The 23,526-nt window shown below is 46.6% G+C and carries 20 protein-coding genes; 10 read left to right on the top strand and 10 right to left on the bottom strand.

From position 1 onward, the window contains the following. Positions 1-70: 70 nt before the first annotated feature. Complete coding sequence (locus tag GSQ66_RS17380; protein WP_162428615.1) at positions 71-2,050, top strand: OmpA family protein; 1,980 nt, start codon at positions 71-73, stop codon at positions 2,048-2,050. A gap of 14 nt (positions 2,051-2,064) precedes the next feature. Continuing rightward, positions 2,065-2,817 (top strand): DUF4184 family protein, encoded by a 753-nt coding sequence (locus GSQ66_RS17375; protein WP_162428614.1) that lies wholly within the window; start codon positions 2,065-2,067, stop codon positions 2,815-2,817. Here the strand turns inward: GSQ66_RS17375 and GSQ66_RS17370 are convergent. The 5 genes from GSQ66_RS17370 to GSQ66_RS17350 all read right to left on the bottom strand — a co-directional run bounded on the left by GSQ66_RS17370 (position 2,814) and on the right by GSQ66_RS17350 (position 9,067). Next, positions 2,814-3,314, bottom strand: coding sequence for a DUF6702 family protein (locus tag GSQ66_RS17370; protein WP_162428613.1), 501 nt, complete (start codon positions 3,312-3,314; stop codon positions 2,814-2,816). The genes GSQ66_RS17375 and GSQ66_RS17370 overlap by 4 nt on opposite strands. Positions 3,315-3,322: 8 nt before the next feature. Next, complete coding sequence (locus GSQ66_RS17365; RefSeq protein ID WP_162428612.1) at positions 3,323-4,435, bottom strand: LysM peptidoglycan-binding domain-containing protein; 1,113 nt, start codon at positions 4,433-4,435, stop codon at positions 3,323-3,325. A gap of 11 nt (positions 4,436-4,446) precedes the next feature. Continuing rightward, positions 4,447-5,760 carry an RIP metalloprotease RseP gene (gene rseP / locus GSQ66_RS17360; protein ID WP_162428611.1) on the bottom strand — a complete coding sequence of 438 codons (1,314 nt, stop codon included), beginning with the start codon at positions 5,758-5,760 and terminating at the stop codon, positions 4,447-4,449. Positions 5,761-5,809: 49 nt separating this feature from the next. Continuing rightward, a complete protein-coding gene (locus GSQ66_RS17355) occupies positions 5,810-6,970 on the bottom strand; it encodes a 1-deoxy-D-xylulose-5-phosphate reductoisomerase (protein WP_162428610.1) in 1,161 nt (386 codons plus the stop codon). 597 nt (positions 6,971-7,567) lie between these two features. Further along, on the bottom strand, positions 7,568-9,067 hold the full coding sequence (locus tag GSQ66_RS17350; RefSeq protein WP_162428609.1) for a GH3 auxin-responsive promoter family protein: 1,500 nt from the start codon (positions 9,065-9,067) through the stop codon (positions 7,568-7,570). 166 nt (positions 9,068-9,233) lie between these two features. Between GSQ66_RS17350 and GSQ66_RS17345 the strand changes: the two genes are divergently transcribed. Both GSQ66_RS17345 and GSQ66_RS17340 read left to right on the top strand, forming a co-directional pair. After that, on the top strand, positions 9,234-9,668 hold the full coding sequence (locus GSQ66_RS17345; protein WP_162428608.1) for an OsmC family peroxiredoxin: 435 nt from the start codon (positions 9,234-9,236) through the stop codon (positions 9,666-9,668). A gap of 57 nt (positions 9,669-9,725) precedes the next feature. Then, positions 9,726-10,232: a hypothetical protein gene (locus GSQ66_RS17340; RefSeq protein WP_238395744.1), complete on the top strand. Its 507-nt coding sequence runs from the start codon at positions 9,726-9,728 to the stop codon at positions 10,230-10,232. A 469-nt stretch (positions 10,233-10,701) separates the two neighbouring features. Here the strand turns inward: GSQ66_RS17340 and dnaA are convergent, their stop codons facing one another. From dnaA to GSQ66_RS17325, 3 genes are all read right to left on the bottom strand, one after another. Then, positions 10,702-12,126: a chromosomal replication initiator protein DnaA gene (gene dnaA / locus GSQ66_RS17335; RefSeq protein ID WP_162429130.1), complete on the bottom strand. Its 1,425-nt coding sequence runs from the start codon at positions 12,124-12,126 to the stop codon at positions 10,702-10,704. Between the two features lie 106 nt (positions 12,127-12,232). Next, on the bottom strand, positions 12,233-13,168 hold the full coding sequence (locus GSQ66_RS17330; RefSeq protein WP_162428607.1) for a metallophosphoesterase: 936 nt from the start codon (positions 13,166-13,168) through the stop codon (positions 12,233-12,235). A 13-nt stretch (positions 13,169-13,181) separates the two neighbouring features. Next, a complete protein-coding gene (locus GSQ66_RS17325; RefSeq protein WP_162428606.1) occupies positions 13,182-13,940 on the bottom strand; it encodes a 5'-nucleotidase C-terminal domain-containing protein in 759 nt (252 codons plus the stop codon). Between the two features lie 162 nt (positions 13,941-14,102). Between GSQ66_RS17325 and GSQ66_RS17320 the strand changes: the two genes are divergently transcribed. Then, positions 14,103-15,890 carry a T9SS type A sorting domain-containing protein gene (locus GSQ66_RS17320; RefSeq protein ID WP_162428605.1) on the top strand — a complete coding sequence of 596 codons (1,788 nt, stop codon included), beginning with the start codon at positions 14,103-14,105 and terminating at the stop codon, positions 15,888-15,890. 27 nt (positions 15,891-15,917) lie between these two features. Here the strand turns inward: GSQ66_RS17320 and GSQ66_RS17315 are convergent, their stop codons facing one another. Further along, positions 15,918-16,445, bottom strand: coding sequence for a hypothetical protein (locus GSQ66_RS17315; RefSeq protein ID WP_162428604.1), 528 nt, complete (start codon positions 16,443-16,445; stop codon positions 15,918-15,920). Positions 16,446-16,465: 20 nt separating this feature from the next. Next, entirely contained in the window at positions 16,466-17,776 is a 1,311-nt protein-coding gene (locus GSQ66_RS17310; RefSeq protein WP_162428603.1) for an amidohydrolase, read from the bottom strand. A gap of 125 nt (positions 17,777-17,901) precedes the next feature. Here GSQ66_RS17310 and GSQ66_RS17305 point away from each other — a divergent pair, with 125 nt between their 5' ends. The 5 genes from GSQ66_RS17305 (at position 17,902) to scpA (ending at position 23,402) form a co-directional block, all read left to right on the top strand. After that, entirely contained in the window at positions 17,902-18,285 is a 384-nt protein-coding gene (locus GSQ66_RS17305; protein WP_162428602.1) for a YkvA family protein, read from the top strand. A 77-nt stretch (positions 18,286-18,362) separates the two neighbouring features. Then, positions 18,363-20,201, top strand: coding sequence for a methylmalonyl-CoA mutase family protein (locus tag GSQ66_RS17300; protein WP_162428601.1), 1,839 nt, complete (start codon positions 18,363-18,365; stop codon positions 20,199-20,201). After that, entirely contained in the window at positions 20,182-20,643 is a 462-nt protein-coding gene (locus GSQ66_RS17295) for a YybH family protein (RefSeq protein WP_238395743.1), read from the top strand. Before GSQ66_RS17300 ends, GSQ66_RS17295 begins: the two co-directional genes overlap by 20 nt. Before the next feature lie 19 nt (positions 20,644-20,662). Next, the gene (locus tag GSQ66_RS17290; protein ID WP_162428600.1) at positions 20,663-21,154 is read left to right on the top strand and encodes a GNAT family N-acetyltransferase; all 492 of its coding nucleotides are present in this window, start codon (positions 20,663-20,665) and stop codon (positions 21,152-21,154) included. Positions 21,155-21,263: 109 nt separating this feature from the next. Beyond that, positions 21,264-23,402, top strand: coding sequence for a methylmalonyl-CoA mutase (scpA, locus tag GSQ66_RS17285; RefSeq protein WP_162428599.1), 2,139 nt, complete (start codon positions 21,264-21,266; stop codon positions 23,400-23,402). Positions 23,403-23,526 lie beyond the last annotated feature (124 nt).

Below are 23,526 nucleotides of genomic sequence, written 5' to 3'. Positions count from 1 at the left end.
CAGCTATTTCATTACAAAAATATAGCTCAAAATTAATATCTTTGAGCATCAGGTAAAAACAAGATGGAAAATGAATAGATCATACCTGCTGGTGTTATTTTTTATACTTGTACCGGTAATCTGCCTGGCACAGGAGTATAAACATATTCCCCTTGATAATGAGCCAGGTATAAAGGTGCATAAAAAAGCCCCGAAACAGGAAGTACAGATCACTTTCCCGAACCTGAACAAAATACCTTACTACCACGACGAGAAAAAACTTTCGGCAATACAAAAGCTTGAAAAGAAACGCCGCTATAACGAAGTGCTTCCCCTGCTCGAAGCATATGTAAACAACTTCGGCATTGAAAACTTTTACAAAGATACTCCGCTCATCTGGCGCCTCGGCCAGCTGCTAGAAAAACAAGGTCAGGCCGATAAAGCCAAAGCGCTTTACCGCCTGGTGCTCAAACATCACCGTTCCGATGTTCGCCGTGTGTATTCTTACTACGACTCGCTGGAGCAAAACACCAAAGACTACTATGTGCCGCTTAACTATTATTATGAGCTCGTAGAATACCGTAAGTCTGTCGCTTCATTTCAGCCGCCCAAAGGCGTATACCTGAACATGGGCAATGCCATCAACTCGCCTTTCGAAGATTACGGCCCAACTATAAATTCTGAAGACGAGGTTCTGATCTTTACTTCGCAGCGCAACACACAAGGCATAAACGGCCGCGCCAACGAAGACCTGTTTTACTCCCGCCAGGAAAATGGTTACTGGGAGGCGGCGCAATCTTTTGGTAAACCCATTAACAGTATTTACAACGAGGGATCGGCCTGCCTGAGCCGCGATGGCAACACCCTTTACTTTGCCCGTTGCGAATCGCCGGACGGTTTTGGTAACTGCGATATTTATGTGGCCACCAAGCAGGCCGATGGCACCTGGGGAAACATCAAGAACCTTGGGGCTGGCGTAAATTCATCCTCCTGGGACTCGCAGCCAACTTTAACAGCCAGCGAAGACACTATTTACTTTGCCTCTGACAGGCTGGGCGGTTTTGGCTTATCCGACATCTACTATACTTATAAAAACAAGAAAGGCGAGTGGCAGAAAGCCGAAAATGCCGGGCCTGTGATAAACACCCGCGAAAGTGAAGTAAGCCCGTTCTTCCACCCGCTTTACCAGGTTTTATATTTCAGCTCACGCGGACAACTATACAATTTCGGCGATTTCGACATCTATAAAACATACCGTGTAGGCGGGCAATGGCAGGAACCGCGTAACATCGGGCCTTTGGTAAATGGCCGTGGCAGCGAATATTATTTTGCCATCGACTCTAAATCGAAGAACCTGTATTATGCCCGCTCCGAAGCCAGCGACCTGCATAACCTCGATCTTTTCTCTTTTCCGTTGCCAATGGAAGCACACCCGCTGGCCGTAACCAAGATAGAAGGAACGCTTTTAGACTCTGTAAGCAACAAACCGCTTTCGGGCATTATCTCCGTTATCGACCTGGAAAATGGCATCGAAATATCTTCCAAATACATTCGCCCGGACGGCACTTTCGAGTTCGACCTGATCGATAACACCAAGTACATGATGCTGATCCAGAGCCCGGATTTCTTTACGATAGAAAGGGAGATATCACTGCAGCAGGATACCGTATTCCAGATCATGACGACGCTGATAGACTATAGTGTACCTATGGTTTTCAGGAACATTGAATTCGACCAGGCCCAGTCTGATATAAAAGAAGAGATGAAACCGATCCTGGACGAAGTGGCGCTCTTCCTGATAGATCATCCAACCTTTAAACTGGAGATTTCCGGCCACACGGATGCTGCCGGCAACCCCGAGTTTAACCTTGCCCTCTCGCAGGACCGTGCAGATGCCATCCGAAAATATATTGAAGAACAGGGGAACATCGGGCACGGCCGTATAGAATCGTTTGGGTTTGGCAGCACCAAACCGCTACGCGAAGAAAAGACTGAAGATGACCGCCGCATAAACCGCCGCGTAGAATTTAAAGTAATTAAACCTGAAAAGTTAGACAGAAACGGCCGATAAAGCGTTACAACGGTATGCCTTTTACAGCCGCTCACCCTGCTCTTATTTTACCCCTGCTACGTCTGAAAAGCCGTTGGTTCTCAACCACCGGGCTTATAGTTGGCAGTATTGCCCCTGATTTTGCTTACTTTTTACCATATCGCAGCTACGGCACGCTCAGCCATTCCTTAAAAGGACTTTTTATTTTCAACCTGCCGATGGCTATAGTATTGGCTGTCGTTTTTCATGTGCTGGTGCGGGAGCAGGCAATTACTAATCTGCCGGAATATTTAAGGGAGCGGGCATCGGCTGTAAAGCCTGTAAAGATCGGAAGATACTTGTTAAGGAACGGACACATTTTTGCCATTTCAGTACTCATAGGCTCTTTCACGCACCTTTTCTGGGATAGCTTTACACACTCCAACGAATACTTCGTCCGCAACTATAGTTTCCTGTTAACACCTGTTTCGCTGGGCTTTATAGAGTTGCCGCTTTCACGGGTTATCCAGCACACCAGCACGTTTGTTGGCCTTGCAGCTATTGGCTGGTACCTCAGCACGCTGCCAACTATAGCAGTAAAGCGTTCTAACTGGTTCTCCTGGTTACCTTACTGGGTATTTATCGGTTTTATAGGGGCAGTATTTATGCTACTGGCGCTGCCACCCCGCTTAGGGCTTAGCGATCTCGAAAAGCTGGTTATTCCTTTTCTAACCGGAAACCTGTTTGCTGTTATCTTACTGGGAGTACTATACGAGGTAAACTCCTTTTTCAGGAGCAGCCGGCATTAGAACGTCAGCTTTTTACCGGTTTCGCTTTTCTGAAACAGCATGCTGTGCATATTACCTTTATAGTCCAGGTTCACGATATTCATCTGGTCATCAAAAAGCTCTGTAAGCACCGCGTTCTGGATGTATAGTTGCGAGAGCGTGGCCTGCTGCACAGGCACTTCAAAGTAAACCCACACTACGTCAGCATCCTCTTCAGAGCCTACAAAATGCTGCTTCAGTGGCTTGCCTTTTGCCAGCTCAAACTTCATGTTTGCCGCCATGTAACTGGCCAGCTGTTGTTTTATAGTTTCTGACGCCGGGTCGTAGCTTACTTTAGTCTTGCTTCTTTTCGAAAGGGCAGTTTCCAGGTCATCGGTAAATACCTTAACAGCTATCTGCAGGCTTTGCGTACGCGGGTTAAACTTGATATCGGTAATGCTGGCGTGATAGTCGTGGGCCATAGTTACCGTACTTGCCAGAAGGCACACTATAGCTATCAGTAAAAATTTATAGTTCATAGTTGTAATTACCTGTGAGAAGGCGGCAGGTCGGCCAGTACGCGCTGCGCCATATTCGGCATGTTATCGCTAACGATACGCTGCACATCGTTCATGCTGGAGTGATAGGGCACTTTTACCTTATTGCCCGACACCAGTTCGCCTTTGTTGTTATAGATCGAATAATGAACCAGGAAATCGCGCTCATAGTTCAGGGCTGCTCTGTCCAGGCAATGCTCGTAGTTAGTCTTAACCTCAAACTGGTTGATGAACACGTAATAATCAATGCCATACTGGTTGTTGAAGTAACTATAGAACTGCGGGTCTTTTACCTTCACTCCAAAATGCTTGTTCGGATCTTTTGAAGCAGGCATCGGTCCGGTCTCTTTCTCCGCTCCCAGCTTTTCTTTCTGGTTATTTACCCAGTTCAGCACGCCACCTTTCTGCTCTTCCACTTCCGGCTGCGTGTTGTACCTTGATTTCTTGTTATCCTGGTAACTATAGCTCAGTGATTTGTACAGTCTGCTCAGTTCGCTTACGCTGTCGCGGTAAACTCCCCCCAGCAAATGTATGGTTTCGTAGCCATCCGGGGCCAGCATGGCATTCAGGCGGTTCCGGAAAGCATAGCGTACATCCTGGCGCGGAATTTTAGACTCGCGTGCAATCTCTTCATCAGCATCCGAGAAGTAAAGGTGCGGATCGAAAGGCACGACCAATACGCGTTGTTTTGTTTTACTGGCTGCAGTAGTTGGCTTTGGCGAGGCAGAGGCTGACGTGCTAACCGCCGATGTTGCTGGCGCGGCTATAGTTTGCTTGGATGCCGGTTTAGCAGCTGGCTTTGGTGTAGCGGCAGGCTTGGCCGAAACTATAGTTTTAGACTTTGCAGGGTTTTTAAGGTAGAGCGTCTGCCCTATCTGTAACTGGTTGTTATTCCATTTCTGGAGAGAGTCGAGCGGAACCTGGAAGCGGCGCGAAAGGCTATAGTAAGTGTCGCCTTGCTGTACCATGTAAACGCTGTCGCTTTGCACGGCGACAGCGTTTTTGGTTATAGTTTGCAGCCGGGCTGCCGGGTTGGCAGTGGCTAAGGTAAAGGCAAAAAGAAAAAAGGCACTGGTAAGGATAACGGCAACGAAGGCTTTCATTTGAAATCTTTTTAGAAGATCAACTTGAACACATCGTTAAATATAGCAAAAGCCATTAAGCCTAACAACAATACCATACCCACTTTCTGGGCGTTCTCTAAAAAATTATCTGATGGCTTACGTCCGCTTATCATCTCGTAAGTAAGGAACATAACGTGGCCGCCATCCAGCGCCGGAATTGGAAGGAAGTTCATGAAAGCCAGCACCATAGACAACATAGCCGTAATTGACCAGAACTTGTACCAGTTAAAGGTATCGCCAAAGATCTGGGCAATACCGATCGGGCCGCTCACCGCTTTTGAAGCATCAACTTCGCCACGGAAGATCTTGCCAAAGCCTTTCAGGTTAGCTGTAATTACGCCAAACGCCTGCTCGGTACCAGCCGGAATGGCCTCCCCGATGCTATACTCTTTTGTAGCATAGTTAAGCAATGGCTTCTGCTGAAATCCGATTGTTCCGTCCGGCTCAACTTGCGCTTTCAGGTCAACAATTTCTTCGCCGCGCTCTACTTTCATGGTTATCTGTTTGCCTGCATTCTTTTCAAGTAATTGTTTAAACTCATCAAAGAACTTGGCTTCCTGTCCGTTAACAGATAGTATAAAATCGCCTGGCTTTAGACCGGCATCAGCGGCATTGCTTCCTGCCACCACCATATCAACCATAAACGGCTGGCGCGGCTGCACAAAAAGCATACGCTCTTCTTTATCAGCCAGCTTATCCATCAGGTCAACCGGAACCGGTATTTTTACCTGCTCGCCGTTGCGCTCTACTGTATAATAAGAACCACGATCTAAAAGGGCATCCAGGGAATAAACGTCATTGAATTTCTCAAGCGGCTTGCCATTTACAGCTACGATCTTGTCGCCGGTCTGGAAACCGATCTCTTTACCGATCTCGTTTGGTACTACGCCATACTTTACTTCCTGGGCAGGCAGGTAGCTTTCGCCATAGTTGTAGGTCAGGAAAATATAGATAACGATACCTGTGATCACGTTTACAATGATACCGCCCATCATAACGATAAGGCGCTGCCAGGCTGGTTTCGCTCTGAATTCCCATGGTTTCGGCTCTTCTTTCAGGGCTTCTGTGTCCATTGATTCGTCCACCATTCCGGAAATCTTAACAAAACCACCCAACGGGATAAGGCCCAGCATGTATTCTGTTTCACCTATCTTTTTACTGAAAACTTTGGGCGGAAAACCGATCGCGTACTTCTCTACGCGCATGCCAAACCACTTTGCTGTGAGCATGTGCCCCAACTCGTGCAAACCAACTAAAATTGTAAGGCCCAGGATAAGCTGGGCAACCATGATTACTATGTCCATCTAAGAAAAAATATGCAAGTATAATTTGTGTTAAAGAACCGATGTCTGGCTAAACAGTTTTGTTTTTCAGAAAATTAGTAGCCATTAAGCGGGTTTCCCTGTCTGTTTCAACATAGTCAGTAAGAGAAGGGTGCGCAATATACGCAACTTTTGCCATACAGCTTTCGATCAAATCCGACATCTCCAGAAAACCAACCTCATCCTGCAGGAATGCGCCTACCGCAATTTCGTTGGCTGCGTTCAGGATACAAGGCATATTACCGCCCTGCGCCATGGCATCAAAAGCCAGCTGTAAATTACGGAACGTCTTCAGGTCTGGCTGCTCAAACGTTAGCTGCGGGTAATCCATGAAATTAAACCGTGGGTAGTCAGACTTCAGGCGATTCGGGTAACCCATGGCATATTGTATCGGTAACTTCATGTCGGGCAGGCCAAGCTGCGCTTTAATAGAGCCATCCTGGAACTGTACCAGCGAATGAACTATAGATTGCGGATGCACCACGACTTCTATCTGGTCGTTGCGCAGTCCGAAAAGCCATTTTGCTTCGATCACTTCCAGGCCTTTGTTCATCAGGCTGGCAGAATCAATCGTTATTTTGGCGCCCATGTCCCAGTTCGGGTGTTTGAGTGCCTGCGCTTTGGTTACAATTTTAAGCTCATCTATAGTTCGGCCCCTGAACGGCCCGCCGGAAGCCGTAAGGATAATTTTCTCGATCGGGTTATGAAACTCGCCTGCCAAACACTGGAAAATAGCGCTGTGCTCCGAATCAACCGGGTAAATATTCACACCTTTCTCACGGGCAAGTTCCGTTATCAGCTGACCGGCAACTACCAGCGTTTCTTTATTGGCTAGGGCTATTTCTTTACCGGCCTGTATGGCGCGTATAGTTGGCTGGAGCCCGGCATAGCCTACCATCGCTGTCAGCACCATATCCACAGTACCCATCTCAACAACCGAGCAAAGGGCGTTAGCGCCGGCATACACCTTAATATCTTCGTGCTGCAAGGCATCGCTAACTATAGTATACAGGTCTTCGCGTGCAATTACTACTGCGTTCGGTTTAAACTGCAAAGCCTGTTCAATAAGTAAATCGGCGTTGTTGTAAGCGGTTATTACTTCCAGTTCAAAGCTTTCAGGGTTGGCGGCTATCACTTCCAGCGCCTGCGTGCCTATAGAGCCTGTTGAACCAAGTATGGCAATTCTTTTCATTAGCTTTTTGTAAATCAGAAGACGAATTTAATGTCTTTTGATGTTATTTCTGGTTTTATATTATTGAGCTATAGTTTTATAGTTCATTATTTGTCATTCTGAGTGTAAGACTGGGGACCTTATATATCCTATAGTTTGATTTACCCCTTTTGTCATTTCGAACAGAGTGAGAAATCTGAGTTCTATAGTTTGCTACTTTACTTTTCAATCCAAGCCTTTCCTTTCATAGTTACCTCTAATCCTGGGAGCTCTACTTGCCTATAGTTTCAATTCAGCTTTGGTGCCCTCACGGCCGGGAGGCCCCGTCTTCGGGCATCGCGCTGCTGCTTTCTTGCTACCCTCGTGCCTCGGGTTGCCTGACGGCACCGCAACAAAGCAAAGGCGCTCAACCCAAAGACTGTGATCAGTTCGATAGCTATAGTTCGTCTTTAGTTGAACAGCTATAGTTGCATCGCCTTATCGTGGTGCTAGTTCCGTAGGGACAGGTCGCGACCTGTCCGATCTGGTCTGTAACTATAGCACTATAATACTAAGCCATAACTATAGCCAAAATTCCCCTCCTGTGAGGGGCAGGGGTGGGTTACCAAGCACCCATACTTATGCACTCGCTACTTTGATTAAGCCATCTGCCAGCGCCCGGTCGTTACTTAAACGGGGTACTTTATTCTGGCCGCCCAGTTTGCCCTGCGACTTCATGTAGTTCCGGAACGTACCAACTGGCAAAACGCGTACTTTCAGGTTAGCTAAAATATGCCCGGTTATCAGGTCGTCGTAATAACTGTTCAGTTTCTGAAGTTGCTGGTTCAGCTCTTTTTCAAAGTCATCAAAATTGTTCGGAGCCTTCGAGAACTCAATCAGCCATTCGTGGTACGATTCGCCTTCGCCGCTGCTTACAAAAGGTGCTACAGTAAACTCCACAAGCTCTACCGATGGGAACCGCTTCATGGTTTGCTGCATGGCCTTCTCCACTTCTTCGCCAATAACATGCTCGCCAAAAGCCGAAATAAAGTGCTTGATGCGACCCGAAACTATAAGCTTATACGGTTCTAAACTTGTAAACTTAACGGTGTCCCCAATAGAGTAGCCCCACAGGCCGGCATTGCTGCTTATAACAAGTGCATAGTTTCTGCCCAGTTCTACTTCACCAATCGTTAAGCGGGTCGGGTTTTCGTTAAAATATTCTTCTACCGGGATAAACTCATAGAAAATCCCTGCATCCAGCAGCAACAATAGTCCTTTGTCGTTCTGTTCGTTCTGGTAAGCAAAAAAGCCTTCCGATGCCGGGAACGTTTCGATACTGTCTACCTGGCGGCCAATCGACTCGAACATCTTTTTGCGGTACGGCTCAAAGTTTACGCCACCGTACACAAACAGCGAGAAGTTCGGAAATATGTCTTTTATCTGCTTGCCCGTCTGGCGCATCAGCTTATCGAAATACATCTGCACCCACGGCGGTATGCCCGAAATGAGTGTCATGTCCTGGTCTATGGTTTCTTCGATGATCTGATCGAGCTTTGTTTCCCAGTCTTCGATGCAGTTGGTGTCGTAGCTGGGTAGTTGGTTGGTGCGCAAATAACCGGGCACATGATGATTCATGATACCCGACAACCTACCGGTTTTAATGCCACCTACTTCTTCCAGCACCGGGCTCCCCGACAGAAAGATCAGCTTGCCATCCAGAAACCTGGAATTACCTGTTTCGTGAATGTAAGCCAGCAGGGCATTTTTAGCTCCGTTTATATGGTTTGGGATAGAGTCTTTGGTGATCGGGATATACTTGGTACCGGAAGTGGTGCCCGATGTTTTAGCCAGGTAGATCGGCGTGCCCGGCCATGTAATATCTGATTCGCCCTGCTTAATGCGGTTAAAATAGCTTTTAAGGCCTTCGTAATCGCGCACGGGCACAGCTTTTACAAAATCAGCGTGGGAATTTATAGTTTCGAAGTGATGGTCGCGGCCAAAAACGGTTTGCTTTGCACCAGAGACAATATTCCTGAAAACTGCTTCTTGTGCCTGTACCGGATTCTGTATCCAGTGTTGCTGCTTTTTATTCACATACCCTGCCAGATATTTACTCAACCACGCTTTTACACCCATACATTGCTGCTGTTTATAGTTGGTAAATATAGGCAGTTATCAGTTAAAGTTAAAGGTTGACTTATTTAATGCGTGCATTCCAAAAGCAAAACCAACAAAATCCGGACTAATAGAGTACCCTATAACCATAACTCAGTTCTATAGTTTACCTAAACAATACAAAACCATGAAACAGCACAAAGCAAAAGCACAATGGAATGGCAGCCTGAAAGAAGGCAACGGCGAATTTGAAACCGGCCGTGGCAATGTAAAAACGGGCTTCTCGTTTGCATCCCGTTTCGGAGACGACACCAAAGCTACTTCGCCGGAAGAACTGATCGGAGCAGCACATGCCGGTTGTTTTTCGATGTTCCTGAGCGCTTTGATAGACAAGAAAGACCTGAAAGCTGATTATATCAGGACAAATGCCAATGTTACTTTAGGAGAAACAGACGGTGCACCAACTATACTTAAAATAGAACTGACGGTAGAAGGCAAAGTACCTAACATGCAGGACGCTGATTTTCAGCAACTCGTAAAAGAAGCGAAAGCAGGCTGCCCGGTTTCGAAAGCACTGGCTTCGGTGCCAGAAATTACAGTGAACGCAACACTTACAGAATAATTTATTATCTTGCACTAGCCTGTAAAAAGGCATTATGTTCCACCAAATCAGTATGGCATGGCAGCATCTGGCAGTAGCAGTGCACGATCGTCGTTATTTATTCAGTTAAGTCCTTCGCGCAGCGCAAAGCTGTCGTTTTCTATCCAGCTCCTGCTCACGCTGTTGTGGGTTGTCTGGGCTGCTATACTGGCGTTCTCAGATAGCTCTTCCGGTGATTCGTACCTGTTCCATGCTTTTTTTGGCCTGGCACTGGCTTTCCTGGTTTACGTTATACTACAGAACACTTCTGTTTTCGGATTTCAGTCTTATATAGAAGTTACGCCGGAGTATATTGTGCGCAAGCATGGTGTTTTCCGACCGAAGCACCTGGTCGCTATCCCTGAAATTAAAGCAGTACATATTTCGCCGTTGGCTCTTCGGGTTACAGAAAAAAACGATAACCAAACCTACTTCGATTTAAAGCAGGTTCGTAAGCGCCGCGACAAAGACAAGATCAAAGGTAAAGTTCGTGACCTGGCCACACAGCATGGCTTTGAGGTAACTGAAGCAAGCAATAACCAATAAGTTCGTAACTATAAAAAAGCGGGCTGTACTTGATGAAAGTACAGCCCGCTTTTTTGTTGCCAGTGTTTACAATGCTCCTAAACCGTCATTGCCGGCGCGAGCGTCTACGCTCGTGACTTACTATGGAATTGAGTCTCTTGACTCAATTGGCCTGGAAGGACAAGTATGGCAAAGGCAGTAGCTATAGTTCTATAGTTGCTGTTTTAACCTATTCCTCCCGAGATGGGAATTGCTACCATTGCTATAGTTCAGTTCTATAGTACTCTAAAGATGTCACTCTCCTTTTGCTGGCACAGAATTTATTTCCGTGTCGAACTAAAAAGTTTAATCTCAATATCCTTCTAGGCCAGAGGCCAAACTATAGCAAATCACGAGCAAGGTCGCTCACGCCATAGTTTACTTCTCAAAAACAAACCGGGGCTATAGTTTCAGCAACTATAGCCCCGGTCATTTATAAAGTAAAGTTTTTCTATCCGGCTTTCGATTTAAATTTCTTCTGAAGTTCCTGTATGCTGGCTTTAAATTTCTTGTCCGTATCAATCAGGTCGGAAACGGTTTGTACGGAGTGGATGACGGTACTGTGGTCGCGGCCACCGAAATGGTAACCAATTGACTTAAGCGAGTGGCTGGTAAACTCTTTCGCAAAATACATGGCCACCTGGCGTGCCGTTACAATTTCCTTTTTACGGGTCTTGGCTTTCAGTGAGTCCAGGCTAACCTGGAAATATTCGGCTACTGTTTTCTGGATGAAGTCAAGGTTTACTTCCGTTTCTACATCCTCGATAATATGTTTCAGGGCCTGCTTGGCAAGCTCCAGGTCAATTTCTTTCCGGTTCAGCGATGATTGTGCGATCAACGAGATCAGCACGCCTTCCAGTTCACGCACGTTGGTATCCACGCTGTAAGCCAGGTACTCTACCACGTTATCCGGAATATCAATTCCGTCGCCCTGCATCTTTTTCTGGATGATGGCCATACGCGTTTCAAAGTCCGGGCTCTGTAAATCTGCAGTTAAACCCCACTTAAAGCGCGATAATAATCGTTCCTCCAAACCTTTCAGGTCACGTGGCGGACAGTCAGACGTCATCACGATCTGTTTGCCGGACTGGTGCAGGTGGTTGAAGATGTGGAAGAACATTTCCTGGGTTTTATCTTTACCGCTCAGGAACTGTACGTCGTCAATGATCAGGATATCTACCAGCAGATAGAAGTTAGCAAAGTCCTGTACGTTATTAGTCTTAACCGATTCGATGAACTGGTTCACAAACTTCTCCGACGAAACGTAAAGCACAAACTTGTCGGGGTTGCTGTTTTTGATGTGGTTGCCAATGGCCTGCACCAGGTGCGTTTTACCAAGACCAACACCACCATACACCATCAGCGGGTTAAAAGATGTAGTACCGGGTTTGTTTGCCACCGCGTAACCGGCAGAACGCGCCAGGCGGTTACAGTCTCCCTCGATATAGTTCTCGAACGTATAGGCCGAGTTCAACTGTGAGTTCAGGAAGTTCCTGTCTATCGTCTTCGACTCGAACGGGCTCTTGATGAAGTTCTGCTCCGGGCGGTACGAGTTTACGACAGCTGCCGGTATTTTTTTAGTAGGGATGTTAACCGTCTGCGGTTTGTTAGACTCGTTGCCGCGGTCAACAATAATGGAATATTCCAAACGTCCATCGGCTCCGAGCTCCTGGTAAATGACCTTTTTCAGAAGTTGCACATAGTGCTCCTCCAGCCACTCGTAAAAGAACTGGCTAGGCACCTGTATAGTTAGCACACCATCGCGCAGGGATATAGGCTTAATCGGCTCAAACCAGGTCTTAAAACTCTGTTCGCCAATATTATCCTTAATAACCTGCAGGCAGTTACTCCATACAGTCGTACAATCTTTAATCATCCAATTTTCCAAAGCACACTAGATTAGTTTGGTGAAGCAAACCTCTCCTTATTCGACAGGGGGGTTACAAATTTGCTTAAATATAAGTAAACAAAAAATTATTTTTTCACGAAGTTAATACAGGGTTATCCACAGGCAGTGCAGCCGTTTTTATAGTTGTTTTTTCCTTCGTTTTTTTATTGAATTCAAAGTCGATACGGCCTAAATAGATACCGGCATACCCTACCTGGTTAATGAGTGTTTCGTGGCCCGACTCATGGCGCAGTACTTCCGGCTCATCCATAAACGTATGGGTGTGGCCACCTAAAACAAGGTCGATGCCGCTTACCTGCGCTGCCAGCTTGCGGTCATCTATTTTCTGAGTCTGGTAACTATAGCCCAGGTGCGACAAACAGATAACCATATGGCATTTCTGGTTTTCGCGGAGCTCGGCTACCATTTCCTGCGCTTTTGCAACCGGGTCTAAATACACGGTTTCGCCAAACTGCTTTTTACCAACCAAACCTTCCAGTTGTATCCCTAACCCAAACACGCCAACGCGGATACCTTCTTTCTCGAATATCTTGTAAGGCTTGAATTTATCTTTCAGGATAGTTTTAGAGAAATCGTAGTTGGAGTTCACGAACTCGAAACCGGCAGCCGGCAGTTGCTTTGCCAGTCCTTCCAGGCCCAGGTCAAAGTCGTGGTTACCTAAAGTGGCGGCATCGTATTTCATGTCGCTCATCAGTTTGTACTCCAGCTCGCCGTTAAAAAAGTTGAAATAAGGGGTTCCCTGCCAGATATCACCTGAATCAAGCAACAAAATATTAGGCTCGTCTTTGCGTATTTTTTCTATCAGGCTGGCACGGCGGGCCATCCCTCCCATTCCGGCAAACTTGCGGCCATCGTTCGGAAACGGATCGATGCGCGAATGCTGGTCGTTGGTGTGCAGAATGGTAAGCTTTATAGTTTTACTGGCTGCCTGGGAGCTAAAAGGTAAACCAACTATAGTTAAGCCGGCTGCACCTACGGCGCTGTACTTTAAAAAATCTCTTCTCTTCATGACTAACTATAGTTTATTGTGCGCCGGTAACACGTTTGGCAGTGTCGGCAACTATAGGTTTGCCGGCTGCAGTCAGTTCTTTTATATGTTTCAGGATCATGTCGCGCATCATCATGCCCACTTTTTCAGACCTGATGGCTTTCTTGAACATTTCCATGTTATCGCCACCACCTGCCAGGTAATCTGATGTTACAATGGTATAGTTGCGTGTTGTATCCAGGGGTTTACCACCAATTTTAACGTTTGTGGCTTTGCCGTTCTGTATTGTGTAAGTGGCGTTGGCAATCGGGGAAATACCTGTTTTGGCAGCAAAGTCGAACAGCTCCTGTGTTGCCGGACCATCAAGGGTTAAAACTACCACTTCGTTCTCGAAAGGCATCAGTTCAAAAATATGACCCACTGTTATCGGTCCGGCCGGAAGCGGCACGCGCAAACCGCCATTTGTTGTCTGGGCCATGTCTACCGGTTCGTCTACCAGTTTATTGGTTTCCTGCAGCAACAGGTCTACCACAAAATTACCCAGCGTCGATTCGTACTCTGCTTTGCGCAGCTCGACGGGAGCTGTACCAATCACTTCGCTCATTTTGGCGGTTACCTGCTTTCGGTAAGGGGCAATCATGGCTTCGGTTTCCGGGTCGGCGGTTAAAGTGCTGTCAACGGCTACGTCGGTTTGCTGTAGGCTGGCCTGTGGCTGCCACACCTTCTGCTGACAACCAACTACAGACGTGGCAAGCAAAAGGGCAGTTATATAACGATAGATCGGGTGCTTCATAAATGGTAAGATGCGAGTTATCCACAAAAGTACGGATATAGCTGCTGTGGCACAACAACAATTCACCTGCCAACGGTTTCATTGCTTAAGTTAACATTTATATTCTATAGTTGCTATATTTAATAACAAGCTGTTATCTTTAGTGACTTTTTAACCTGATCTATGAAACAACTTATACTTTTCGTCCTGCTGTTGCTTTGCTTTGTTAGTGCTTCGGCTACACACCACAGAGGTAGTTACATAACTTTCAAGTATGATACCACAGCGAATCCAATTCCACGGAGGTTATTTTTTACATTAACAACATTTACTGATAGAGCATCCCAGGCTGACTCCCCTGAAGTTGAAATTAAAATGGGGGATGGGAATAATATAATAGTACAACGACGTTCGATTACGCCTGTCGGTGCACTTTCATCCCTGGTAGATAAGGAGGTATATATATGGGAATACACCTATGCCAGCGACGGGATTTATACGGTTTCACACGTTATCATAAACCGTAACCCGGGTCTTCTTAACATGACTCCGCCCAGCGATCAATCTCCCATTTATAGACAGACAACAGTAACTATAAACGGAAGTGTAGGCTTTAACAGCAGTCCACAGTTCTTGTCGCCAATGCCTGTATTTGCCAGTATCGGGAAAGCAGTAAACTATAATTTTTTAGCACACGATTCAGATGGCGACAGTCTCGCTTTTAAACTTATTACGCCAAAAGCTATCGATAAATCAGGCAATGTTATTCCGGTAACTGGTTATACTTTGCCTGACCAAACTTTTAAGTGCAGTAACTCTACTTATTCAGGTGATGCAGAGTTCAATCTTTCAGAACTTGATGGTCAGTTTACCTGGGATGCTCCCTGCAGAAAAGGGGAATATATTTACGCCGTGGCGATAGAAGAATGGCGGGATGGCACAATGATTAGCGAGATTGAATATGAAATGCAGATTCTGGTTATTGACAGTGGTGATTCGTGGCTTGAATTAATAAAAACTGAGAATCAGAAGTACAGCACAGAAGGTTACTTAATAGTTAAAGCAACTGATGAGGTAAAGTTTCAGATGCGCTATAACTATATGAAACCAGATGAATACTATGTAACCGGAAAAGGGAATTATTTTACAAGCGAGTTATCACACGTCCTAAAGGTACCTGTTACCTACGATATCGATTATCACGGAGTAAAAGGAACATTCGCTTTTAAGCCTGATAAAAGCCTGATAAGAAACCGCCCTTATTTTGTTAATTTTTATGGTACTGATGGTAGGTACTCCTATACTAAGTCTATTGGAATCATAATCCGTGATGATCAACCCATCATAAAGCTAGAGGGACAGAACAAATACACGAAGACAGATGAAGGTTATTACATATTCCTGGCAACCAACACAGTAAAGCTCAGCATGTTTGCTGAAAACATGGATGGCTACGTACAGGAATTAAGTGTAGAAAGTGCATTGGCTGCTAAGGCCGAAAAATTCAATTTTACTGTTCGGGATACTACGGAGGGCAAAGTTGGAGAGTTGATATTTAAGCCAAGCGTATATCAAACAACTTATAATCCACAAGCTATAACCTTTAAAGCTACCTACAACCCGGCCCGTATGGCTGGCCAAAGAGCTTCTTATGCCGGCGCGCCTATAGTTAAAGAGATGCAGGTACAGGTTATAGTTACACAACAACTACCAACAGCAACCGCAGAAGAACTAGCCGTAGCAACTTACCTAATATACCCAAACCCGGCACAGGATAAGTTTACTGTTCAGGCAGAAGCACCCGCAACACTGCGCATCTACAGTTTGCAGGGCAAGCTTTTACTGGAGCAGCAACTACAACCGGGCACCACAGAGATCAGAAGACCAGGTACTACAACTTCGGGCTTATACTTTTATAGTTTAACCACAAAAAGCGGACATAAACAAACCGGCAAGTTGGTGCTGCAATAACAGCGCAGGCTTGCCGGTTTTCTTTCTTTACTTATTGTACAAAAGAGTATCTAATGCTTGATTTTGTTGCTCACTAATATCTTGTTTATTTAAAATAATAGATTGGTGAAGGTTATCCCTATTAGTTAGAATAAAGATATAGCCTTTATAATGAGTAAACTGTATTACCTTATTCAATGGGTAGGAGAATTGTTGCTTACCATCCCTATAGGTTATCTTTTGAGCATTTATATAAACTTCTGCTGGACCAAGTTCAGCCTCATGTTGTGCAACTAATTTGATGTGTTTAAAATACTCTCTCTTACTGATGTAATGAGTCGTCAGCAAATAAAGGTATACTAGTCCTGTTAAAGTAATTAAAACTGCAGATTCTGTCTTTTCTATTAATTCGCTGAGAGTGTAGGCTGAAAACAGAAATATTATCAACAATCCAAACCAGAAACCAAATATTCTAAAATTTATCTCCTTATGCCTATTGAGCAGTTGCCAAAGTAATTTACCTCTCAACAAAAATTCTTCTTTGTTAGGACATAAACTAGCTATAGTTATTTCCATCTAGATAATCATTAGTCCTACTATTTGCCCTTCCCCATCATATAGTTTAATGTAAGGCCTAGCAGTGTTTTAACGCCCAGGTTCATGCCGCTTTCGTCGATGTAAAAATCTGGCGTGTGATGGGCTGGGGCAGTGGCTGGGTCCTGGCCTTTTTTCATACCGCCTACAAACACAAACAGCCCGGGTGTCTTCTGCTGGTAATAGGCAAAGTCTTCGGCGCCGGTCATGGCGTTCATCAGCAGCACATTATCTTTGCCGGCTATAGTTTGCAGGGTTGGCAACATTTTCTGGGTTAAGGCTGCATCGTTAAATGTTACAGGTGCCATCTCTGCTATAGTTACTTCGGCGGTGGCACCGGTGCTTTCGGCAATTTTGGTAGCTGTCAGTTTTATCTTCTCATGTATCTGTTTCTGCATCTCGGGGTTCAGGGAACGGATAGTGCCTTCCAGCAACACCTCTTCCGGAATGATGTTGTTGCGCACGCCACCGTGTATGCTACCAATCGTTACTACAGCGGCATCTTCGGTCAGGTCGAGCTGGCGACTGACTATAGTTTGCAGGCCGTTTATGATCTGCGCCGACGCAACTATAGGATCTACACCAGCCCATGGGCTCGCGCCATGCACCTGCTTGCCTTTCACTTTTATCTTAAGCAAATCAGCACTGGCCATAATGCCGCCGGGCCTGTACTTCAGTTTTCCAACTTCGGTCTGGGAGTTAATATGCAACCCGAATATTACTTCCGGTTTTGGTCCTTTGCTCAGCACGCCTTCTTCCACCATCAGCGAAGCGCCGCCTTTCTCCCCGGCCGGTGCGCCTTCTTCGGCAGGCTGAAAGATAAACTTAACCGTTCCAGGCAAATCTTTCTTCATTCCGGCCAGCACTTCGGCAGCGCCCAGCAACATGGCCACATGCGTATCGTGGCCGCAGGCGTGCATTACGCCAACTTCCTGACCGTTGTAAGTACTCTTTGCTTTAGATGCATAAGGCAAATTAGCACGTTCTGTTACAGGCAAACCATCCATATCGGCACGCAGGGCAACTACAGGTCCGGGTTTTCCGCCTTTCAGCACGCCCACCACACCGGTGTGCGCTACGCCGGTTTCTACTTCAATGCCTAACCGTTTCAGCTCGGCAGCTATTTTCTCAGCGGTCTTTACTTCGCGGTTGCCAAGTTCGGGGTGCTCATGAAAATCGCGCCGCCATTCAATTACTTTCTTTTCTGTTTTGTCGGCCATGGAATTGGCTCGGGCAAGCAGTTTTGCATCCTGGGCAGTGGCAGGAAGGGCCAGCAGTCCGGCGCCAACTATAGTTAGTAATGTTTTGTGCATACAGGTAAGTTTTAGTTCTGGTACTACGTAGAAATATAGCAATTTTATAGTTCAAACCTATAGTTCCCGATCATCCTGCCAGCTTAAAACCAACTCTTGCCCTGCTGATTACCGTAGTATAAAATATGCTCCGTAAATGGAAAGATATAGTTCGTAAGCTGAAAGAAGACATTTATACCCTGTACCTGGCTTCGCGGGACCCACGTATTCCGTTCCTGGCGAAAGTTGTGCTGGTACTTACAGTTGCCTACGCTTTCAGTCCCATCGACCTTATTCCCGATTTTATTCCTGTGCTGGGTTATGTAGATGATCTGGTTTTGCTGCCAATGGGTATCTGGCTAACTATAAAACTAATGCCCGCAGCTGTGCTGGACGAGTACCGGCAAAAAGCACGGCAAATGCTGCAGCAACCCCGCCAGGTAAACTATACCATGGCTGCTGTTATCGTAATTATATGGTTGCTGATCGGCTACTGGGCATACCAAGCCTTTGTTTCACGTATTAAATAAAGCGGCTAAGGCCATGCTAACTTATTAAAAACATAAAGTAAAGTATATCTTTACATCAAATTATATCTATACCTAAGATGACGGACGAGAACAAACACACTCAGAAGCTATTCTCGGAATTTACAACTGCTTCGGCAGCCGCCTGGGAAGAGCGCGCCCGTAAAGATCTGCGCGATACGCCACTGGAGCAGCTCACCTGGCACACCTACGAAGGCCTCGACATTAAGCCCTACTATACCAAAGAAGATATAGAGCAACTGGCTGCCACACAGCAGAAACCGGGCGATTATCCTTATCTGCGCGGCACAAAAACAGATGCAAATACCTGGCTTAACATTCAGGAAATTAAAGTAGAAGACAATGGCAGAACGGCTATAGATAAAGCAGCTGATGCCATTGCACGCGGTGCCGACGGTGTTCATTTTATTCTTGCACAGCCTGACCACTTCGATATAGTTTACCTCCTGGGCAAAGCGGACCTGAACACATGCTGCATCAGCTATACTTTACAAAACAAACCTGAACAGTTCCTGAACCGCCTGCAAAGCAAACTGAGCGCCAACCAGGTTACAAGCCAGCGCCTGAAAGGATTTGTGAAGTATGACCCCATGACAGCCAAGGGCGAGCTGACAAGAGAAGAAAACAGAGCCATTTTAGAAGTACTGAACCTGACTGAAGATAGCCCTGAATTTTACGGCATCACCATCAGCGGCACTAATTTCAGCAGTATCGGCGCATCTGCCGTTCAGGAAATTGCCTATACGCTGAGCGCTGCCGTAGCCTATGTGCACCGCTTAACAAACGCCGGGCAATCAACAGCAGTCGTTTTGCAGAATATGCAGTTTCATATGGCTGCGGGCACCAATTATTTTTTCGAGATAGCCAAACTTCGTGCCTTGCGCCTGCTCTGGGCAGCTATAGTTAAAGCTTACAACGCAGATCCTCAACTGGCATCCAGGTTGCGCATTCATAGCAGCACCTCAAGCTGGTACCAGACAACCCTGGACCCGTACGTGAACATGCTGCGCGTAACCACCGAAGCCATGTCTGCAGTACTTGCCGGTGCCGATTCGCTTACAGTATCGCCTTTCGACAGCACTTTTAAAGCGTCTGACGAGTTCTCGGAGCGAATAGCCCGCAACGTTTCGATCATATTAAAGGAAGAAGCCTACTTAGATAAAGCCATTGACCCTGCCGCCGGATCTTATTATTTAGAGTCGCTTACAGACCAGTTAGCAGGCCAGGCCTGGGCGCTGTTTAATGAAGTGGAAGCGAAAGGTGGTTTTGAAGAAGCTTATGAGAATGGCTTTATACTTGGCTCCATTACAGAAGTAAGCCGCCGCAAATTCCGTGATATTGCCAAGGGCCGCATGGTACTGGTTGGTACAAACAAATACCCGAATCCGAAAGAGAAAATAGATTTTGACCCGGAAGAACTGATCCAGAGCGAAGCATTTGATACCACACGCGCCGCTTACCCAACCGAAGTAATGCGCATGGCTACCGAACTGCATTTGCGGAAGCGTCAGCGTCGTCCTAAAGCTATAGTTGCCATTATCGGCGATAGCGAGAAACGCCATGTAAATGCCACTTTCGCCCAGGAGCTTTTCAGCTGCGCCGGTTTCGAGACGCAGCTACAGCACTACAGCTCCGTAGAAGAAGCCTCTGACAAATTACAAAGTACGCCTGCCGAAGTATTGGTAGTAGCCTCATCAGAATCGGCTTATGTACGCGAGTTTGGCCCTCGCATTCGTAACCACCATGCCAAACCAACTTTAATTCTGGCCGATGACCCGCAGCATATGAAAGATGAAATGGTTGCGAACGGTTACGACGAGTTTATTTTTGAAGACTGCGACATGAAGAGCATTCTGGACCTGGTTCATAAAAAACTACATGGCATCAATGGCCAGTAACCTGAAACTACTTTACCTAACACTGCTGCTGATGGCTACCACAACTATAGTTTCGTCGTTTACCATGCCTAAAGGCGATGCCGTACAGGAAGTAAAAAAAGCGTTGGAAGGACAGATTTCCGCGTGGAACAAAGGCGACCTGGAAACAGCGATGACCTTTTACTGGAACTCCCCGGAGATGCTCTGGATAAGTAAAGGCGGCACCGAAAAAGGCTACCAGCAGGTGTACGACATGTTTCTGCAGGACTTTGCTGACCGCAGCAAAATGGGCGTTTATAGTTACGAGCCGCTACATATAGAGCAGGTATCCAAAGAGGCCGTTTACTTTGTTTTCCGTTGGAAGATTGAGCTGGATGGTAAGCGCCTGATGGGTGGTGTATCATCGCAGGTCTGGAAAAACATCAGTGACCGCTGGGTTGTTACTTCAGAGCACGCGAGTTAAACAAAGACTGAATATTATAATGCAACTTAGTGATATTACGATCAGAACAACCTTAAAGCCCGGCGACATCGGGTTTGTGACTTACCGCCATGGCACCCTGTATCAGCACGAGTGTAACTATGGTATTGAGTTTGAAAGCTATGTGGCGCAGGGGTTTCATGAGTTTTACAGCCAGTATGACCCGAACCTGGACAGGGTGTGGGTGGCAGAACATCAGGGCAAAATAGTAGGTTTTCTGCTCCTCACGCACCGCCCGGACAATGCATCCCAGTTAAGGTTCTTTCTGATAGAGCCGGAGTACCGGGGTGTAGGGTTGGGTAAAAAGCTGATGGATTTGTTCATGGCGTTCCACAAAGAGAAGGGCTATACTTCCTCTTATCTCTGGACTACGCACGAACAGGAACCGGCCATCGCTTTGTACAAACGCTATGGGTTTAGGTTAACGGAAGAAAAACCATCCATAGCCTTTGGCAAACCTTTGATTGAACAGCGTTATGACCTTGCTTCTTAACTATAGTTAAAAAAGAAGTTAATAGTAAGTAGAGATAAGATTAGTTGATGATGAACCATGAATGTATTTCCAATTCTTAATTCGTCATTCATAATTCATAACTAACAAAATGAAGCCTGACTTTTCGAAAATAGATATACGAACTTTAGCTGCGGCAGAGAACGGGCACGAAGCACCTGCTGATGCTAAAGTCTGGAAAACACCGGAGCAGATAAAGGTAAAAACCTTTTATACGTCGGAAGATGCCGCACACTTTGAGCACACCGATTTTGCTGCCGGCCTGCCACCGTATTTGCGCGGCCCATATAGCACCATGTATGTGCAAAAGCCCTGGACCATTCGCCAGTATGCCGGTTTCTCGACCGCTGAGGAAAGTAATGCTTTTTATCGTCGCAACCTGGCAGGCGGGCAAAAAGGACTTTCGGTAGCGTTTGACCTGGCTACGCACCGTGGCTACGACTCCGATCACCCGCGCGTGGTAGGTGATGTGGGTAAGGCCGGTGTGGCTATCGATTCGGTGGAAGACATGAAGATCCTTTTCGATCAGATCCCGCTGAACGAAATGTCGGTTTCGATGACGATGAACGGTGCGGTGTTACCGATCATGGCGTTTTATATTGTGGCTGCCGAAGAACAGGGCGTAAAGCCGGAACAACTGAGCGGAACGATCCAGAACGACATTCTGAAGGAGTTTATGGTGCGCAATACCTACATCTACCCGCCGGAGCCAAGCATGAAGATCATTGCCGACATCTTTGCCTATAGTTCTAAAAAGATGCCGCGCTTCAACTCTATTTCCATTTCAGGTTACCACATGCAGGAAGCCGGCGCCACCGCCGATATAGAGCTGGCTTATACCCTGGCGGATGGTCTGGAATATGTGCGCACCGGCTTGCAGGCAGGCATGGACATTGATGATTTCGCACCACGTCTGTCGTTCTTCTGGGCCATCGGCATGAACCACTTTATGGAAATCGCCAAGATGCGCGCGGCCCGTATGCTGTGGGCAAAAATCATCAAGCAATTCAACCCGAAGAATCCAAAATCCTTAGCCTTAAGAACGCATTGCCAGACATCTGGCTGGAGCTTAACCGAGCAGGATCCGTTCAATAACGTAACACGCACCTGCGTAGAAGCCTTGGCGGCTGCTCTTGGCGGTACACAAAGCTTGCACACTAACGCCCTGGACGAAGCCATTGCCCTGCCAACAGACTTCTCGGCACGTATAGCCCGTAACACACAGATCTACCTGCAACAGGAAACTAACATTACCAAAGTAGTTGACCCGTGGGGTGGCTCCTATTACGTGGAAGCCCTGACGCACGAGCTGGCACAAAAAGCCTGGGCACTGATTGAAGAAGTAGAAGAACTGGGTGGCATGGCAAAAGCGATTGAGACCGGTTTGCCGAAAATGCGCATCGAAGAAGCCGCTGCCCGCAAACAAGCCCGCATCGACTCCGGCAAAGACATTATAGTTGGTGTAAACAAGTATAAACCGAACCAGATACAGGAAATCGACATCCTGGATATTGATAACACAGCTGTGCGTGAATCGCAGCTGCGCCGATTGGCAAGCGTAAAAGAAAAACGCGATGCAGCCGCTGTTGCCAATGCCTTAAAAGCCTTAACCAATGCCGCTGAGACCGGGGAAGGCAACTTACTGGACCTGGCGGTAGAAGCAGCTCGCCACCGCGCTACATTAGGCGAGATTTCCGACGCACTGGAAAAGGTGTACGGCAGACATAAAGCAGTAATCAGAGCTATATCAGGAGTGTACTCAGCAGAAATAACCGACGACGAAAACTTTGAACGCGCTAAAAACTTAGCTGATCAGTTTGAAGAACTGGAAGGCCGCCGACCACGCATTATGGTGGCTAAAATGGGCCAGGACGGACACGACCGCGGCTCCAAAGTAATTGCCACCTCCTTCGCCGACCTTGGCTTTGACGTGGACATAGGGCCACTGTTCCAGACACCAGCCGAAGTAGCCATGCAAGCCGCAGAGAACGACGTGCACGTGGTGGGTGTGTCTTCATTGGCAGCCGGCCACAAAACACTGGTTCCCCAGTTAATAGAAGAACTCCACAAACTCGACCGCAGTGATATTATGGTTATAGTTGGTGGCGTTATTCCGGCACAGGATTATGATTACCTCTTTAAAGCCGGCGCAGCCGGTGTGTTTGGCCCGGGAACTATCATCTCGGTAGCAGCACAGAATATTCTGGAGAAGCTGATCTCTGAAGTTTAGGAGCTGGAAAATTAGAGAGTTATAGAATTTGAAGAAAGCCGCAGTTGATTCAGTTCAACTGCGGCTTTTTGTTTTTCTGGCGCGAAGCTAAGCTCCACGCCAGAATTGTTAATTCTTCTTAACT

It is taken from the genome of Pontibacter pudoricolor (assembly GCF_010092985.1).
Classification (GTDB): domain Bacteria; phylum Bacteroidota; class Bacteroidia; order Cytophagales; family Hymenobacteraceae; genus Pontibacter; species Pontibacter pudoricolor.
The sequence above is the reverse complement of the archived record's forward strand: the minus strand, read 5'-3'. Positions and strand labels throughout refer to the sequence as shown.

Coding starts and splice junctions, on each gene's coding strand:
- GSQ66_RS17320 (WP_162428605.1), top strand. CDS start 14,103: ATGAAACAACTTATACTTTTCGTCCTGCTGTTGCTTTGCTTTGTTAGT.
- GSQ66_RS17300 (WP_162428601.1), top strand. CDS start 18,363: ATGACGGACGAGAACAAACACACTCAGAAGCTATTCTCGGAATTTACA.
- dnaA (WP_162429130.1), bottom strand. CDS start 12,126: ATGATTAAAGATTGTACGACTGTATGGAGTAACTGCCTGCAGGTTATT.
- GSQ66_RS17325 (WP_162428606.1), bottom strand. CDS start 13,940: ATGAAGCACCCGATCTATCGTTATATAACTGCCCTTTTGCTTGCCACG.
- GSQ66_RS17315 (WP_162428604.1), bottom strand. CDS start 16,445: ATGGAAATAACTATAGCTAGTTTATGTCCTAACAAAGAAGAATTTTTG.
- GSQ66_RS17310 (WP_162428603.1), bottom strand. CDS start 17,776: ATGCACAAAACATTACTAACTATAGTTGGCGCCGGACTGCTGGCCCTT.
- rseP (WP_162428611.1), bottom strand. CDS start 5,760: ATGGACATAGTAATCATGGTTGCCCAGCTTATCCTGGGCCTTACAATT.
- GSQ66_RS17340 (WP_238395744.1), top strand. CDS start 9,726: ATGGCAGCATCTGGCAGTAGCAGTGCACGATCGTCGTTATTTATTCAG.
- GSQ66_RS17290 (WP_162428600.1), top strand. CDS start 20,663: ATGCAACTTAGTGATATTACGATCAGAACAACCTTAAAGCCCGGCGAC.
- GSQ66_RS17330 (WP_162428607.1), bottom strand. CDS start 13,168: ATGAAGAGAAGAGATTTTTTAAAGTACAGCGCCGTAGGTGCAGCCGGC.
- GSQ66_RS17355 (WP_162428610.1), bottom strand. CDS start 6,970: ATGAAAAGAATTGCCATACTTGGTTCAACAGGCTCTATAGGCACGCAG.
- GSQ66_RS17375 (WP_162428614.1), top strand. CDS start 2,065: ATGCCTTTTACAGCCGCTCACCCTGCTCTTATTTTACCCCTGCTACGT.
- GSQ66_RS17305 (WP_162428602.1), top strand. CDS start 17,902: ATGCTCCGTAAATGGAAAGATATAGTTCGTAAGCTGAAAGAAGACATT.
- GSQ66_RS17350 (WP_162428609.1), bottom strand. CDS start 9,067: ATGGGTGTAAAAGCGTGGTTGAGTAAATATCTGGCAGGGTATGTGAAT.
- GSQ66_RS17345 (WP_162428608.1), top strand. CDS start 9,234: ATGAAACAGCACAAAGCAAAAGCACAATGGAATGGCAGCCTGAAAGAA.
- GSQ66_RS17295 (WP_238395743.1), top strand. CDS start 20,182: ATGGCATCAATGGCCAGTAACCTGAAACTACTTTACCTAACACTGCTG.
- GSQ66_RS17365 (WP_162428612.1), bottom strand. CDS start 4,435: ATGAAAGCCTTCGTTGCCGTTATCCTTACCAGTGCCTTTTTTCTTTTT.
- GSQ66_RS17380 (WP_162428615.1), top strand. CDS start 71: ATGAATAGATCATACCTGCTGGTGTTATTTTTTATACTTGTACCGGTA.
- GSQ66_RS17370 (WP_162428613.1), bottom strand. CDS start 3,314: ATGAACTATAAATTTTTACTGATAGCTATAGTGTGCCTTCTGGCAAGT.
- scpA (WP_162428599.1), top strand. CDS start 21,264: ATGAAGCCTGACTTTTCGAAAATAGATATACGAACTTTAGCTGCGGCA.